General features: G+C 37.9%; 11 protein-coding genes and 1 riboswitch. Of the genes, 8 read left to right on the top strand and 3 right to left on the bottom strand.

What is annotated here, in order from left to right:
• Nucleotides 1–11: 11 nt before the first annotated feature.
• Nucleotides 12–108: riboswitch (TPP riboswitch) on the top strand.
• 57 nt (nucleotides 109–165) lie between these two features.
• The 7 genes from thiS (at nucleotide 166) to AC27VX_RS11110 (ending at nucleotide 6,165) form a co-directional block, all read left to right on the top strand.
• Complete coding sequence (gene thiS / locus AC27VX_RS11140) at nucleotides 166–372, top strand: sulfur carrier protein ThiS (protein ID WP_488695601.1); 207 nt, start codon at nucleotides 166–168, stop codon at nucleotides 370–372.
• A gap of 24 nt (nucleotides 373–396) precedes the next feature.
• Nucleotides 397–2,208 (top strand): phosphomethylpyrimidine synthase ThiC, encoded by a 1,812-nt coding sequence (gene thiC, locus AC27VX_RS11135; RefSeq protein WP_300690281.1) that lies wholly within the window; start codon nucleotides 397–399, stop codon nucleotides 2,206–2,208.
• Complete coding sequence (locus AC27VX_RS11130; RefSeq protein ID WP_488695599.1) at nucleotides 2,205–2,792, top strand: thiamine phosphate synthase; 588 nt, start codon at nucleotides 2,205–2,207, stop codon at nucleotides 2,790–2,792. The genes thiC and AC27VX_RS11130 overlap by 4 nt, the downstream gene beginning before the upstream one ends.
• Before the next feature lie 24 nt (nucleotides 2,793–2,816).
• Entirely contained in the window at nucleotides 2,817–3,431 is a 615-nt protein-coding gene (locus AC27VX_RS11125; RefSeq protein ID WP_488695597.1) for a thiamine phosphate synthase, read from the top strand.
• Nucleotides 3,432–3,518: 87 nt separating this feature from the next.
• A complete protein-coding gene (locus AC27VX_RS11120; RefSeq protein WP_488695595.1) occupies nucleotides 3,519–4,295 on the top strand; it encodes a thiazole synthase in 777 nt (258 codons plus the stop codon).
• Between the two features lie 10 nt (nucleotides 4,296–4,305).
• A complete protein-coding gene (gene thiH / locus AC27VX_RS11115) occupies nucleotides 4,306–5,424 on the top strand; it encodes a 2-iminoacetate synthase ThiH (RefSeq protein ID WP_236859538.1) in 1,119 nt (372 codons plus the stop codon).
• Nucleotides 5,425–5,454: 30 nt separating this feature from the next.
• Nucleotides 5,455–6,165 carry a HesA/MoeB/ThiF family protein gene (locus tag AC27VX_RS11110; RefSeq protein ID WP_236856425.1) on the top strand — a complete coding sequence of 237 codons (711 nt, stop codon included), beginning with the start codon at nucleotides 5,455–5,457 and terminating at the stop codon, nucleotides 6,163–6,165.
• Nucleotides 6,166–6,252: 87 nt separating this feature from the next.
• Here AC27VX_RS11110 and AC27VX_RS11105 read toward each other — a convergent pair whose 3' ends face one another.
• The 3 genes from AC27VX_RS11105 to AC27VX_RS11095 all read right to left on the bottom strand — a co-directional run bounded on the left by AC27VX_RS11105 (nucleotide 6,253) and on the right by AC27VX_RS11095 (nucleotide 14,326).
• Nucleotides 6,253–8,475 carry a TonB-dependent receptor domain-containing protein gene (locus tag AC27VX_RS11105; protein ID WP_236856424.1) on the bottom strand — a complete coding sequence of 741 codons (2,223 nt, stop codon included), beginning with the start codon at nucleotides 8,473–8,475 and terminating at the stop codon, nucleotides 6,253–6,255.
• Nucleotides 8,476–8,955: 480 nt separating this feature from the next.
• Nucleotides 8,956–11,223 (bottom strand): aconitate hydratase, encoded by a 2,268-nt coding sequence (locus AC27VX_RS11100; RefSeq protein WP_488695592.1) that lies wholly within the window; start codon nucleotides 11,221–11,223, stop codon nucleotides 8,956–8,958.
• A gap of 319 nt (nucleotides 11,224–11,542) precedes the next feature.
• Nucleotides 11,543–14,326 (bottom strand): bifunctional aconitate hydratase 2/2-methylisocitrate dehydratase, encoded by a 2,784-nt coding sequence (locus AC27VX_RS11095; protein WP_236856422.1) that lies wholly within the window; start codon nucleotides 14,324–14,326, stop codon nucleotides 11,543–11,545.
• Between the two features lie 414 nt (nucleotides 14,327–14,740).
• Here AC27VX_RS11095 and AC27VX_RS11090 point away from each other — a divergent pair, with 414 nt between their 5' ends.
• Nucleotides 14,741–15,406 (top strand): WG repeat-containing protein, encoded by a 666-nt coding sequence (locus tag AC27VX_RS11090; RefSeq protein ID WP_488695590.1) that lies wholly within the window; start codon nucleotides 14,741–14,743, stop codon nucleotides 15,404–15,406.
• The last annotated feature ends 243 nt before the right edge of the window (nucleotides 15,407–15,649 follow it).

Below are 15,649 nucleotides of genomic sequence, written 5' to 3'. Positions count from 1 at the left end.
ACTAACTTCGTCCCAGACTTTAGGGGTGTCTGTTATCAACAGACTGAGATTTTACCCTTTGAACCTGATCTGGATCATACCAGCGTAGGGAAAAGCTGATGACTTTTGCTGTACATTCTATTGTACAATAATGGCCATTCCTAAAGTGTATTTAAATAATTAGGAATGGAACTTATAATCAACCACACCCGAAAAACATTTGATATACTTCCCGAAAATCTGGAAGCTTTACTGGCTATTGAATTACCCGGAAAGAAAAAGGGTATTGCTGTAGCGCTCAACAACCGTATTATTCCGCTGTCCGCCTGGGAAGAAACCATCCTTAATGATAGAGATTCAGTTTTAATCATTACTGCCACTCAAGGCGGTTAATTCTCATATTTAATACCAATACTTATGGCTCATTCAATTACGTGTTCGCCATTTCCGAACTCAAAGAAAATCTATGTTGAAGGGAAAATACATCCTATCAGTGTAGCAATGCGTGAAATACAGCTTAGTCCCACCAAACTTACTAATGGAGGCTTTGAACATAATGCTCCGGTAACGGTTTATGATACGTCAGGCCCCTATACCGATGAAACCGCAGAAATTGATATTCAGAAGGGACTTCCGAGAATAAGGGAGCAATGGATCCTGGACAGAAAAGATGTCAGTATCCTGGAAGGAATTACATCAGAATACGGGAAAGCCCGTCTGGCGGATCCTCGTCTTGACGAACTGCGTTTTGCATATGATCATCAGCCTAAGGTGGCTCAGGAAGGAAAACAACTTACCCAGCTGTATTATGCAAAACAGGGAATTATCACTCCTGAAATGGAATATGTTGCCATCAGGGAAAACCAAAGAATAGAACAGCTTGAATCTGTTTCAAAAGAAATGGCTTTTCAGCATGCCGGAAACAGCTTTGGAGCCAATACACCGAAAACTAAGATTACACCGGAGTTTGTAAGAGATGAGATCGCTGCCGGAAGAGCTATTATTCCTAATAATATCAATCACCCGGAAAGTGAGCCGATGATCATCGGAAGAAATTTCTTGGTGAAAATTAATGCTAATATCGGGAACAGTGCCGTTTCATCAAGTATCGAAGAGGAAGTTGAAAAAGCAGTTTGGGCTTGCCGATGGGGAGCTGATACCATTATGGATCTTTCAACAGGGAAGAATATCCACGAGACAAGAGAATGGATTATCAGAAACAGTCCGGTTCCAATTGGTACCGTTCCAATTTATCAGGCTCTGGAAAAAGTGAAAGGAGTACCAGAGGATCTGACATGGGAAGTTTTTAGGGATACTCTGATTGAGCAGGCTGAACAAGGGGTTTCTTATTTTACGATTCATGCAGGAGTTTTATTACGTTATATCCATTTGACAGCCAATAGAGTAACAGGAATTGTGTCCAGAGGCGGATCTATTATGGCAAAATGGTGCTTATACCATCATAAAGAAAGTTTCCTGTATACTCATTTTGAAGAGATCTGTGAGATTATGAAAAAATATGATGTTGCCTTCTCTCTGGGAGATGGTCTGCGTCCCGGTTCTATTGCTGATGCCAATGATGCAGCTCAGTTTGCAGAACTGGAAACTTTAGGTGAACTGACAAAAATTGCATGGAAACACAATATACAGGTGATGATTGAAGGTCCCGGACACGTTCCTATGCATATGATTAAAGAAAACATGGAGAAACAGCTTGAAGAATGCCATGAAGCTCCATTCTATACCCTAGGACCTCTAACTACAGATATTGCCCCCGGTTATGATCATATCACTTCCGGAATTGGAGCTGCAATGATCGGATGGTTTGGTTGTGCCATGCTTTGCTATGTAACACCGAAAGAACATTTAGGACTTCCAAACAGAGATGACGTAAAAGTTGGAGTGATCACGTATAAACTGGCTGCACACGCTGCAGATTTGGCGAAAGGACATCCTGGAGCGCAATACAGAGATAATGCCTTAAGTAAAGCCAGATTTGAATTCAGATGGGAAGATCAGTTTAATCTTTCATTAGACCCGGAAACAGCAAGATCGTATCATGATGAAACTCTTCCCGCTGATGGGGCTAAAATTGCCCATTTTTGTTCTATGTGCGGACCGAAATTCTGTTCCATGAAAATTACTCAGGAGATCAGGGAGTCTGCAGAAAAAGGAATGCTGGATAAATCACAGGAATTTATTGAAAAAGGAAAAGAAATCTATATATGATCCTTGTTATCACTCCTGAACTGAAGGTTCGAAATGAAATAGACACTGTTAACCAGATGTTTCAGGAAGGGCTAGATCTGCTCCATATCAGAAAACCTCAAATGGCTCTACAGGAGATGATCGGCTATCTCAATAAGATTGATGCTTTATTTTATCCTCAGCTGGTTCTCCATACCCATTATGATCTGGGCAGAGATTTTGGGATTTCGAGATTTCATTTTAGAGAAATAGACAGGCTTGAAGAAAAACAAAGGCCTTTTACAGAGGAAAATGTCATCTCAACTTCTGTGCATGATATTACCACCTACAATGCTTTGGGAAAAGAATGGGAATATAGTTTCATAAGCCCGTTCTTTCCAAGTATTTCTAAAAAAGGATATGGTGAAAATTCAACAGTTTTGGAGAGTATAAAACACAGAAGGAACCCTGATGTAAAACTGATTGCTCTGGGAGGAATTGATCTTGCCCATATTCAGGAGGCTTTGGACGCCGGAGCGGATGGAGTTGCTTTGTTAGGGGCAGTTTGGGAGAGTGAAGAACCAATAAATAGTTTTAAAAAATGCATAAAAAATGCCCTTTTATAATCTCGGAACACATTCTTTATAAACATGGAAAAATTACAATACATATCGCAGGGAAACACAAAACAGGAACAGGAATTCAATATCCGGAAAGCTTTAGACCACGGAATACAATGGGTGCAGGTACGATGGAAAAATGCTCCTGAAAATGAATTGATAAGCCTTTGTGAATTATCAAAAAAATTATGTTCAGAATATAATTCAGTTTGTATCATTAATGATCATGTTCAGCTGGTAAAAAATATAGATGCTGATGGTGTTCATTTGGGGTTGAATGATGGTTCTGTAGAAGAAGCAAGACTTATTTTAGGGGAAAACAAATTCATTGGCGGAACAGCCAATACAATATCTGATATACTTCAAAGAATTAATGAGCGCTGTGATTATATAGGTCTGGGGCCCCTGAGATTTACTGCTACGAAGGAAAAGCTGAGCCCTGTTTTAGGCTTTGAGGGGTATCTGGGAATTGTTAATTATTTAAAAAACAGATCGATGGAGATTCCAAAGATCTTTGCTATTGGCAGTGTTACCCTGGATGATGTTTTACCATTACAGGAGATCGGAATTTACGGAGCTTCAATTTCTGGTGAGATTACTAGACAGCCATCCATTATTAATGATTTGAAAAAAGCAATGATATGAAATCGTTATTGACGAAGTATTTCACTGAACAAAAACAGTTGAAATTAACGACCGGATATGGCTTTAGAAAAAAATAAATATTTGTAAATGAAAAATCAAAAATTAGTAATAGCAGGAAGAACTTTTGAATCCAGACTATTTTTAGGAACAGGTAAATTCGGGAGTCTCAACGATATGACCTCATCTGTCGTCGCTTCAGGAACTGATATGGTGACTATGGCACTCAAAAGAATTGACGCACAGTCTGCAGAAGATGATTTGCTAGACTCATTGAGAGCTACAAACGTTCATCTTTTACCCAATACTTCAGGTGCTAGAACAGCTAAAGAAGCTGTATTGGCCGCTCAGCTGGCTCGGGAAGCACTTGAAACCAACTGGGTAAAGCTTGAAATTCATCCGGATCCAAAATATTTATTACCCGATCCCATAGAAACACTTTATGCTACAGAAGAACTTGCCAGATTAGGATTTGTAGTAATGCCCTATATCCATGCAGACCCGGTATTGTGCAAACGCCTTGAGGATGCAGGAACTGCCGTAGTAATGCCTTTGGGAGCTCCGATAGGGACGAATAAAGGACTGAGAACACAGGATTTTCTGGAAATTATTATTAGCCAGAGCAATGTTCCGGTAGTAGTAGATGCCGGGATAGGTGCCCCGTCAGATGCAGCAAAAGCAATGGAAATGGGAGCTGATGCAGTTCTTGTTAATACAGCCATTGCTGTAGCAGGAAACCCATTAAACATGGCTGTAGCTTTTAAGGAAGGTGTAATTGCCGGAAGACGGGCTTTTGAATCGGGACTAGGGAGTATTGCAAACCATGCAGAAGCTTCAAGCCCGCTTACTTCTTTTTTATTTGAATAAAACCAAAATGATGAACAGTTTTAAAGATGTTTTTGAACAATATAACTGGAGTGATGTAAAGAACAGGCTTAATAAGGTAAGCTTAACAGACGTTTATCAAAGTCTTCAGAAAAAGAATAAAACAATTGATGATTTTCTGAATCTACTTTCACCGGCGGCTTCCCGGGAATTGGAGATGATGGCAAAAATGACGCGTTCTCTTACTCAAAAACGCTTTGGAAAGACTATTCAGCTGTACGCTCCTTTGTATCTGAGTAATGAATGCCAGAATATCTGTACCTATTGCGGATTCAGCTTAGACAATCCTTTGAAACGGAAAACGCTCTCTGATACGGAGTTAATGATTGAAGCTTCAGTCCTGAAATCAAAGGGGATTAATCATGTACTGCTGGTAAGTGGAGAAGCCAATAAAATAGTAGGAGTTCCGTATTTTCAAAATGCTGTCCGATTATTAAAACCTCACTTTTCCAATATTTCCATTGAAGTACAGCCTTTGCTGGAAGATGAATACAGGATTCTGCATAAGGAAGGAGTACATTCTGTATTGGTATATCAGGAAACCTATCATCAGGAAGTCTATAAAGAATATCATCCGAAAGGTAAAAAATCTAACTTCCATTTTCGTCTGGACACACCGGACAGAATAGGACAATCGGGTATTCATAAAATAGGATTGGGGGTTTTACTGGGATTGGAAGATTGGCGTGTAGACAGTTTTTTCAATGCACTTCATATTGATTATTTACAGAAGCAGTACTGGAAAAGTAAATTTTCGGTTTCCTTTCCGAGATTGCGGCCTGCAGAAGGAATTATAGAACCCAATTTTATTATGGAAGATAAAGATTTACTCCAGTTAATCTGTGCCTACAGAATCTGGAATGAAGACCTTGAAATATCAATATCCACAAGAGAAAATGAAGTATTCCGGAATAATATTGTATCACTGGGAGCAACAGCAATGAGTGCAGGATCAAAAACCAATCCCGGAGGATATTCCGTAGATAAAGAATCTTTGGAGCAGTTTGAAACCAGTGATGAAAGAAGTGTGGAAGCCATTAAAACCATGATCAGCAAAGCAGGCTATGATCCCGTGATGAAAGACTGGGATTCTGTGTACAGTGGTTATTAACGTTTAGAATTGTGATTTAAATTGAGTGAAATGACAAGTGAAGATATTTTTAAAAGATACAGCCGGCAGATATTTATTGAAGAAGTAGGATTGGAAGGTCAGAAGAGAATAATGGGTTCAAAAGTACTTGTTATAGGAGCAGGAGGTCTTGGAAGCCCTATCATTCAATATCTCTCTGCTGCAGGAGTCGGGACTTTAGGTGCCGCTGATTTTGATCTTGTTGAACTTCATAACCTGAACCGGCAGATTATACATACCGAAAATAGCGTAGGAACTGCAAAAGTTAAAAGTGCCAAAAACTTTGTAGAAAACCTGAATCGTCAGATTAATTTTGTAGCAATTGAACAAAAAATTAATAGCGCCAATGCAGCGGAAATACTCTCTCAGTATGATATTATAGTAGATGGGTCAGATAATTTTTCCACAAGATATTTAGTCAATGACACCTGTGTGAAACTTAAAAAAACATTAGTGTATGGAAGTATTCTTGGATTCTCAGGACAATTGGCGGTATTCAATCATAAAGGAAGCAAAAACCTGAGGGATATATTTCCCGATCCGCCTTTTGATGAAGACGTACCCGATTGTGACAGTCTTGGGGTTTTAGGAGCATTACCGGGAATAATAGGAAGTATGATGGCACTTCAGACCCTGAAAATTATTACAGAACTTCCTGTGAACCTTAATCAGATTACCCTTGTTGATACATTCAATTGGAGATTTCAAACGATAGATTTTTAAGTATCTTTTGTATGAAACCAATTTCTCACATATAAAAAATGAGGCAGTAAAATTATTACTGCCTCATCTTATTTTGATATAAAAAAATTATTGTCCTTGCTGCATTACACCTCCGTTATCCTCTTTCTTAGTACTGTTAAGAATATTTGCATCTTCCTTAGCCAGTTTATTCTTCGTAGGAATTTTGTAATTGATTGAAACCCCAAAGTTTCTTGAATCATATTTGGTTCTAAGCATTACACTCTCGCCCAAAGGAGGATTAGAACGTACCTGCATCACCTGTCCGTTGAAAATATCATTTGCAAAAACAGATACAGTCAGACGGTTATTCATAAACTTCTTCGTTAATGTAATATCTACATTATTGTTAAAAGGTTTTTCCGCTGTAAAGTAAAAATAGCCTGCTTTAGGAGTCAGATAGCTATAGTTGGCTGTCAGTTTGATATCTTTTGGAAGAAGCAGCTGGGTCATTATATTGAAAATCCAGAACCCCTTGTTGTTGAGGTTATCAATTTCATGCTTTTGATATCCTGCGTAGATATACATGAAATTCATTTTGTCAGGATTGAAGTTAGACTTCATGATTTCCCCTATTGACTTACTGAAAATTAAAAACGGAACAGGAAGTCCAACATTGAAGTTATGAATTTTCATATTTGAGATATTCACCTGTTCATTATAAAGATTTCTACCGTCTTTTCTAATGATCTGTGCGACCTGGTTATTCGCCGAGCTTACACTATATCCAATAAAAGCATAATCAAAAGCAGAAATTTTCAGCTCATAATTATCAAAAATAGTAGGCTGAAGATTTGGGTTACCATTGATCTGCGTATTCGGTCCTGCAAAGGTTGTATTATTGGGGTTAAGAGCTGAAATACTTGGTAAGCTTATCTTTTTGTTATAATTCGCAGAAATATTCACCTGATTCATCAGGTTGTACTGTACGCTGGCATTGGGGAAAAGTTTAAATTTCTTAAAAGGAGTCAGATCTTTCTGTATAATCGTTCCCAGACTATCCTTTCTTGTAATTCCATAGATATCATAGTTTTCCGCTCTTGCTCCCAATGTAAAATCAAACTTTTTTAATTTAGCCTGAAATTCTAAATAAGTAGAAGCTGTTTGTCTGTGATAATTCAAATTGGTAAGCCCAAAACTTTCCGTATCAAAATCCTGTCTTTCGTATAATCCTCCCGCGCTTACTTTGCCACCATCAAGAAGTTTGATTGGCTGCGAATAATCGATCTTAAAATTAGCAACCCTCATATCAGAATTGTTATTCACTGTATTTCCGAGAACGGCTCTTGGCAGTTTTTCCTCTGGCTTTTCAAAAGTTTTGTCAAAAAATACATTATCCTGCCCAAACTTTGTATAAGCCTTTGTATATCCGAACTGGAAATCCAGTTTTTGAGATTTATCAAAGAAACGTTTCTGATACGTTACTACAGCTTCCTGTCTTACCGTATTCGTGTGAGCAATATCTGAGGTGTTAAATTCATAATCCCTATAGTAAAATCCCTGAGGGCTTTTATCCGGTGTTTTGTCACCAATACCATGACTCAGAGTATAGTTATCATTATTATTGTGATAAATATCGTAGTTAAGGAGTAATTTATCTTGTCCTAAATCAAATGATAATCCTGATTTTGCAAAATATCCGCGGGAAAATCGATCCGTATTACCATTTAAAATATTGTCCTGTTGTGTATTCAACATTCCTTCACGGTAATTTTGCCCCACGTTCAGCTGCCATCCGAAAAACTTATTTCTTGCATTTAAATTAAGGGAGTTGGTTGTCCTGTTTCTATACTTATCATAATTCGAGAAAGAATAATTTCCAGAATAAGTAGCTGTTAAGTATTTATTGGCATTTTTATTCGTAATGATGTTCATGATGGCCCCTCCGGAAGTTGCTGGAAATTCAGCACCTGGCTGGGTAACCACTTCAATCCTCTCTACAGAGTTGGCTGGCATTCCTTCCAGAAAAGAGTTTAGCTCGTTCGAAGTAATATTTAAAGGTCTTCCGTTAAGATAAACATCCAGCATTTTCCCCTGATACATCATTCCTGCGATGTCTGTGGCTACAAGCCCCGGAAGCTTTTTAATTCCTTCCAGTACATTTCCGTTGTTCAGTTGAGGCTGCTCTGAAAAGTCGAAAATAGTTCGGTCTGCTTTCTGTTCAACGGCTTTTTTAGTTTTGGTGATCACAACACCTTCTATCTGTTTCTCTTTAGATGTATTATTATCTTTTTCCTGTGAAAAGGCAAAAACAAAACTTAAGAGTGATAAAGCGAATATAGTTTTTTTCATAATGTTTTTTACTACTATTGGGTTAGACGCTAAAAAATATAATTTGTTACAACAATTCTATTGTATAAATTACAATTTTGTCTGTAGAAGAATAAATTCATTATATATTGATAGAGGAAAAAATAGTTCCTGATAAAGTTAAATTAATTGGTTTCCGAATGTATACGTAATGGGTTGCTTATTTAACTGATTGATAGTTAGGTGAAAATTTGGGTTTATTTCGTTTTTATAAAAATACATCAGATTATTATCTTCATCTCATACTGATGAAGGAGGAAATTTCTATATTAATTGATCAGGAATTGATCCATACTTTTTTAACGCCGGGCTTAGCTGACGGACAAGTTTTTGACGACCGGGTTGATGAACGTGAGATTCCGGTAAGAGGTAGTTATAGAGCAAACTTTTGAGCAGGTTAAAATAAAGAAAGACGACTTCTGGTGAAGCCGTCTTTCTATTAATCAATCTAACAAATTAATTTTATTTTTCCTGTTGCTTAATTAAGTTCAGAGCAGAACCAGCCTTGAACCAGTCAATCTGCTGGTCATTGTAAGTGTGATTTGCCATGACGATATCTTTGGTTCCGTCTGCGTGAATAAATTCTAAAGCCAGCTGTTTGCCCGGAGCAAACTGATCAAGATCTAAGAAGTTGACAGTGTCATCTTCCTGGATTTTGTCATAATCTGCTTCATTAGCGAAAGTGATTCCCAGCATCCCTTGTTTTTTAAGGTTTGTTTCGTGGATTCTGGCAAATGATTTTACCAGTACCGCTTTCACACCAAGATGCCTAGGCTCCATAGCAGCATGTTCTCTTGAAGAACCTTCGCCGTAGTTTTGGTCTCCCACAACGATTGTTGGAACTCCTGCAGCCTTGTAAGCTCTTTGTACAGCCGGAACTTCACCGTATTCACCGGTTAATTCATTTTTAACCTTATTGGTTTCCATATTGTAAGCATTTACTGCTCCAATCAGCATGTTGTTTGAAATATTGTCAAGGTGACCTCTGTATTTCAGCCATGGTCCAGCCATAGAGATGTGGTCAGTTGTACATTTTCCGAAAGCTTTGATCAATACTTTAGCTCCTTTAATATTTTTACCATCCCAAGCAGGGAATTCTTCCAGTAACTGAAGTCTGTCTGAAGTAGGGCTTACGTTAACTACAATACCAGATCCATCTGCTGAAGGTGCCTGATATCCGTTATCATCTACCGCGAAACCTCTTGCAGGAAGTTCAGAACCTTTAGGCTCGTCAAGTTTTACCTGTTCACCAGCTTCATTAGTTAATGTATCTGTAATAGGATTAAAATCTAATCTACCTGAAATTGCAACAGCTGCTACCATTTCCGGTGAAGCTACGAATGCATGAGTATTCGGGTTACCGTCAGCTCTTTTTGCAAAGTTCCTGTTAAAAGAGTGAATAATAGAGTTTTTTTCTCCTTTTTCGGCTCCTTCTCTGTCCCATTGTCCGATACATGGCCCACAAGCATTGGTAAAGATTCTTGCGTTTTCAAATTTTCTGAAAGAATCTAAGAAACCGTCTCTTTCCGCTGTGAATTTTACCTGCTCAGAACCTGGGTTAATCCCTAAAATTGCTTTAGGTTTTACTCCTTTGGCAACCGCATCTTCTACAATAGAAGCCGCTCTGGACAAATCTTCATAAGAAGAGTTGGTACAAGAGCCAATAAGCGCCCATTCAACCTCCAGAGGCCATCCGTTTGCTTCCGCTTTGGCTTTGAATTCAGCAACCGGAGTTGCTAAGTCCGGAGTGAAAGGTCCGTTTAAGTGAGGAGTCAATTCAGAAAGGTTAATTTCGATTAATTGATCGAAATACTGTCCTGGATTGGCATATACTTCAGCATCACCTGTTAAATGTTCTGCTATTTTATCAGCTGCATCCACTACATCCTGTCTTCCTGTAGCAGCCAGATATCTTCTCATGGAATCATCATATCCGAAAGTAGAAGTTGTAGCTCCAATTTCGGCACCCATATTACAGATCGTACCTTTACCTGTTGCAGAAAGAGATTCCGCTCCTTCTCCAAAGTATTCTACGATGCATCCTGTACCTCCTTTTACAGTAAGAATTCCTGCTACCTTTAATATAACATCCTTAGCAGAAGTCCATCCGTTCATTCTACCGGTTAATTTTACACCGATAAGTTTGGGCATTTTTAGTTCCCATGCCATTCCTGCCATTACATCCACTGCGTCAGCACCTCCTACACCAATAGCCACCATTCCAAGTCCGCCTGCATTTACTGTGTGTGAGTCTGTTCCAATCATCATCCCTCCGGGAAATGCATAATTTTCCAATACAACCTGGTGAATAATACCAGCTCCCGGCTTCCAGAATCCGATTCCGTATTTATCACATACGGAACTTAAGAAGTTGAATACCTCAGAGTTTTTGTTGATACCTTCCTGTAAATCTTTGTCTGCGCCTACTTTTGCCTGGATCAGGTGATCGGCGTGGGCCGTTGAAGGTACAGCCACTTTTGTTTTTCCTGCCTGCATGAATTGAAGCAGCGCCATCTGCGCAGTTGCATCCTGCATTGCTACTCTGTCCGGAGCAAAGTCTACATAAGAATTTCCTCTTTCATAGGCTTGTGTAGCATTCCCTTCCCAAAGGTGGGTATAAAGGATTTTTTCTGAAAGTGTAAGCGGTTTTCCCACGATTTGTCTTGCCGCAGCAATTCTATCAGGGTAGCGCTCGTACACTTTTTTGATCATATCAATATCAAAAGTCATATTTTATTTAGTTTAGTTCTTTTTCCGTTAATGTCTTTTTCTCTGATGTAGAAAAAGAATAATCATTTTTTTTATACATCAAAAAACGTTCCTATAATCCATAAATAGGGATGATTTTGACTATTAAATCAAGAGATTTTATAACTTTCAATTTAAGAAAAAATAGATTCTATTTTGTGGATTTTGTCGAAAAAAAAACGTATTTATCATAAAATAGAAGCATTCTAAACAAAAAAAATGGAAGATTTTAAATCCTAAAGGACCAAAATCTTCCATTTCTATAGTGTTTAATAGTCTTACGACTTATTTTTTAATTCCCTTAGTGAGCGCTTGTACTTGTTAATTCCTTAATAGAAGGTACAAAAGTGGTCAGGTCAATACCTTCAACGGCAGCTTTATACTCATCTATGCTAGGAATTCTTCCGATAATAGCAGATAAAACAACTACTGGTGTAGAGGCAAGCAGAGATTCTCCTTTCTTACGTTCAGAATCTTCAACCACTCTTCCCTGGAAAAGACGGGTAGAAGTTGCCAGTACTGTATCTCCTTTAGCAGCTTTTTCCTGGTTACCCATACAAAGGTTACAGCCAGGACGCTCAAGATACATTACATTTTTATATTCAACGCGAGCCTCTCCTTTTGGAGTATTGTCATCAAATTCAAAAGCTGAATATTTCTCTAATACTTCCCAGTCTCCCTCTGCCTTTAATTCATCAATGATGTTATAGGTAGGTGCTGCTACTACAAGAGGAGCATTGAATTCTACTTTTCCTTGTTGCTTTTCAAGGTTTTTAAGCATTTGTGAAACAATCTTAAGGTCTCCTTTGTGAACCATACAAGATCCTACGAAACCAAGATCTACTTTTTTCTCACCACCATAATAAGAAAGATCTCTGATAGTATCGTGAGTATATCTCTTAGAAACGTCTTCATTGTTTACATCCGGATCAGCAATCATAGGTTCTACGATGATGTCAAGATCTACAACTACTTCAGCATAATATTTAGCATTTGAATCCGGAGTCAAAGCAGGTTTTTCACCTGATCTGATTTCTGTAATTCTCTTATCAGCTTTGTCGATCAAGCCTTGAAGAACCTGGTTTTTGTTATCCATACCTTTGTCGATCATAATCTGGATTCTGCTTTTTGCGATCTCCAGTGATTCGATCAAAGTATTATCTTCAGAAATGTTGATAGAAGCTTTTGCCTTCATTTCAGCAGTCCAGTCTGTAAATGTAAATGCCTGGTCAGCAGGAAGTGTTCCGATGTGAACCTCAATGATTCTTCCCTGAAATACGTTCTCCCCTCCAAATTGCTTCAACATCTGAGCCTGAGTAGCATGAACAACATCACGGAAATCCATGTGTTCTTTCATGTTTCCTTTGAAAGTTACTTTTACAGATTCAGGAATTGGCATAGATGCTTCACCCGTAGCTAATGCAAGGGCCACTGTTCCTGAGTCAGCTCCAAAAGCAACTCCTTTTGACATTCTTGTGTGTGAGTCACCACCAATAATGATCGCCCACTCGTCTACAGTAATATCATTAAGAACTTTGTGAATTACGTCAGTCATAGCATGATATTCCCCTTTAGGGTCACGAGCTGTGATCAGACCGAATTCGTTCATAAACTTCATTAGTTTAGGAATATTAGCCTGTGCTTTTTTATCCCACACGGAAGCGGTGTGACATCCTGATTGATATGCACCGTCAACAACTGGTGAAATCACAGTGGCAGCCATTGATTCAAGCTCCTGAGAAGTCATAAGACCTGTTGTGTCCTGCGAACCAACAATATTAACCTGTACACGAACATCAGAACCGGCGTGTAATACTTTCCCCGGAGTTGTTCCAACAGCATTTCTGTTAAAGATTTTTTCTACAGCAGTAAGACCTTGTCCTTCGTGAGAAATCTCTTTTGAAGGAGCAAAGACAGCTGGAGCTTCAATGCCTAAAAGTTGAGCAGCAAATGTCTGTAATTTTTTACCGAATACGATAGCGTAAGATCCTCCCGCTTTGATGAATTCCATCTTTTGAGGAGTGAAAGACTTAGCAAGGTCAATTAATTCCTTATCGCCGTTATATAATTTCTGTGTTTTTGTATTAATGGTTAATACAGTTCCTGTTGCTACTGAATAAGCTTCTTCAAGAACTACATCTCCATTTTCATTACGAACAGCGTTTCCGTTTTCATCCAGTTTCTTCACCCAGTTTTTAAGATCAATACCGATACCTCCGGTAACGTCAACTGTAGTAAGGAAGATTGGAGAAATACCGTTTGTACCTCCAACAATTGGAGCAATATTTACGAATGGTACATATGGACTAGCTTGTTTACCGGTCCAAAGAGCCACATTATTTACTCCTGACATTCTTGATGAACCTACACCCATCGTTCCTTTTTCAGCAATAAGCATTACGCTTGCGTCCGGATGCTGCGCCTGTAAAGCTTTGATTTCTTCCTGCGCCTGAGGAGTGATCATACATTTACCGTGAAGTTCACGGTCAGATCTTGAGTGAGCTTGGTTACCGGGAGAAAGTAAATCCGTAGAAATGTCTCCTTCACCGGCGATATAAGTAACTACTTTTATTTCTTCAGCAACTTCCGGCAGTTTAGTGAAAAACTCAGCCTGTGCATAACTTTCAACAATTTCTTTTGCGATTTCATTACCGCTTTCAAATGCTTCTTTCAGACGATTTGTATCAGCGTCATAAAGGAAAACCTGTGTCTTAAGAACGTTTGCTGCTTCTTTAGCAACAGCAGGATCGTTACCTAATGCAAGATCCAGCAATACATCAATGGAAGGTCCTCCTTTCATGTGAGATAATAACTCAAATGCATAAGCCGGAGTGATTTCTTCTACCAAGGATTCACCAAGGATGATCTCCTTTAAAAATTTAGCTTTTACCCCGGCAGCACTTGTCGTTCCCGGCAGCGTGTTATAAATAAAAAAGTTAAGAGAGTCTGCTCGATGTTCATTACCTGAATCTTTAATTTGCGTAATGATTTCGCTTAGTAATTCAGAACCATCGATAGGCTTCGGATTAAGCCCCTGGTTTTTTCTTTCTTCAATTTCTTTGATGTAATCCTTATAAATATTCATAATAGAAGTCTTTCAATATTAAAGGTAGACTAAAAATATTTGATCGTATTATGACTTCTTTACCGGTCTGTATAAAATACAGTTAATAACATTTTGAGTTCTCGCATTTTAATAGGCAACATGAACCGGACTAAAGTCAGTATAATCTACACTTTTTTTTAAAAGTTTTAAAATTATTAAACAATTCAAAATGTTCCCCAAAATTACGAAATTTTACTATTTTATGGGAATGAAATTATTTAGATTCTTTATAAATATGAATTTGATAATTTCTATTTTTGGCCGTAATTTTGCGAACATATGATGAATATGAAAAATATCCTGAATTTTTTATGCATTTTTATTTCGGTTTTTGTTTTCTCACAGAATAAATCTGGGAAGAAAATACAAGTGAAAAATGTAACCAAAACCCCGATGAAAAAAGCAATACAGGCAACTAAGCCTAATCCTGATCTCGTGGTTATCAATAAAAACCTTCCGGTTCTGATTCCCAAAAAGAAAGGAAGTGATTTTGGATACGTTAATCAAAACGGGAAGTTTATTATTCAGCCGGAGTATCATATCGCTGTCTTTTTTTATGAAGATTGTAATCTTCAGAACTCTCCCAACGAGAAAGTTCGGAAATTTGGAAGTAATAATTATGCGACAGTAGAGAAAAATATGATTTCCTATCGTATTGATCAGACAGGAAAAAGGGTTTATCAGTTCAAAGATGCTGATCTTGGAAAGTGCAAGTTTGAAGAATATAAACAACAGCTCTTTCAGGCTTATATTCTGAATGGGTTTTATGGAATTATAGAAAAATCAAAATTTGTCAATGCAGCAGATTACAGACAGTTTAAGATCTACCCCCAGTATCAGTATCTTTACATTATGGAAGGAGATGATGTTGCCAACCCAATGATTGTAGCTTCCAATAACGACAGATTTGGAGTTATTGATGTCAATAATAAGATTGTAATTCCTTTTGAATATGCCAATATAAAAAGAAATTTCAGCTGGAAATTGGGAAAGATGTTTGAAGTGACAAAAGATGGCAGTAACTACTATTATATTGATTCAAATAATAAAACCTATTAGATTAATCACTTATCAATTATCACTTATCACTTATCAATTATCAATTATCAATTATTCTCGCTACTTGCCACTTCCTTAGTTAGATACGTCTCATTCCGCATCTCATATATTTTTTGTAATTTTGCAGTTGAAATAAAGGGGTGCTTTTACAGGCTGAGATTATACCCAATGAACCTGGAACAGGTAATGCTGTTTAGGGACGTCTGCTCATATAGAGCCAGAACTGTATAATATCTTATCGAT

The sequence above is a fragment of the Chryseobacterium sp. 14P4.3.2 genome (assembly GCF_057799275.1).
Note: the sequence above shows the minus strand (reverse complement) of the source record. Positions and strands in the feature narration are given on the sequence as shown.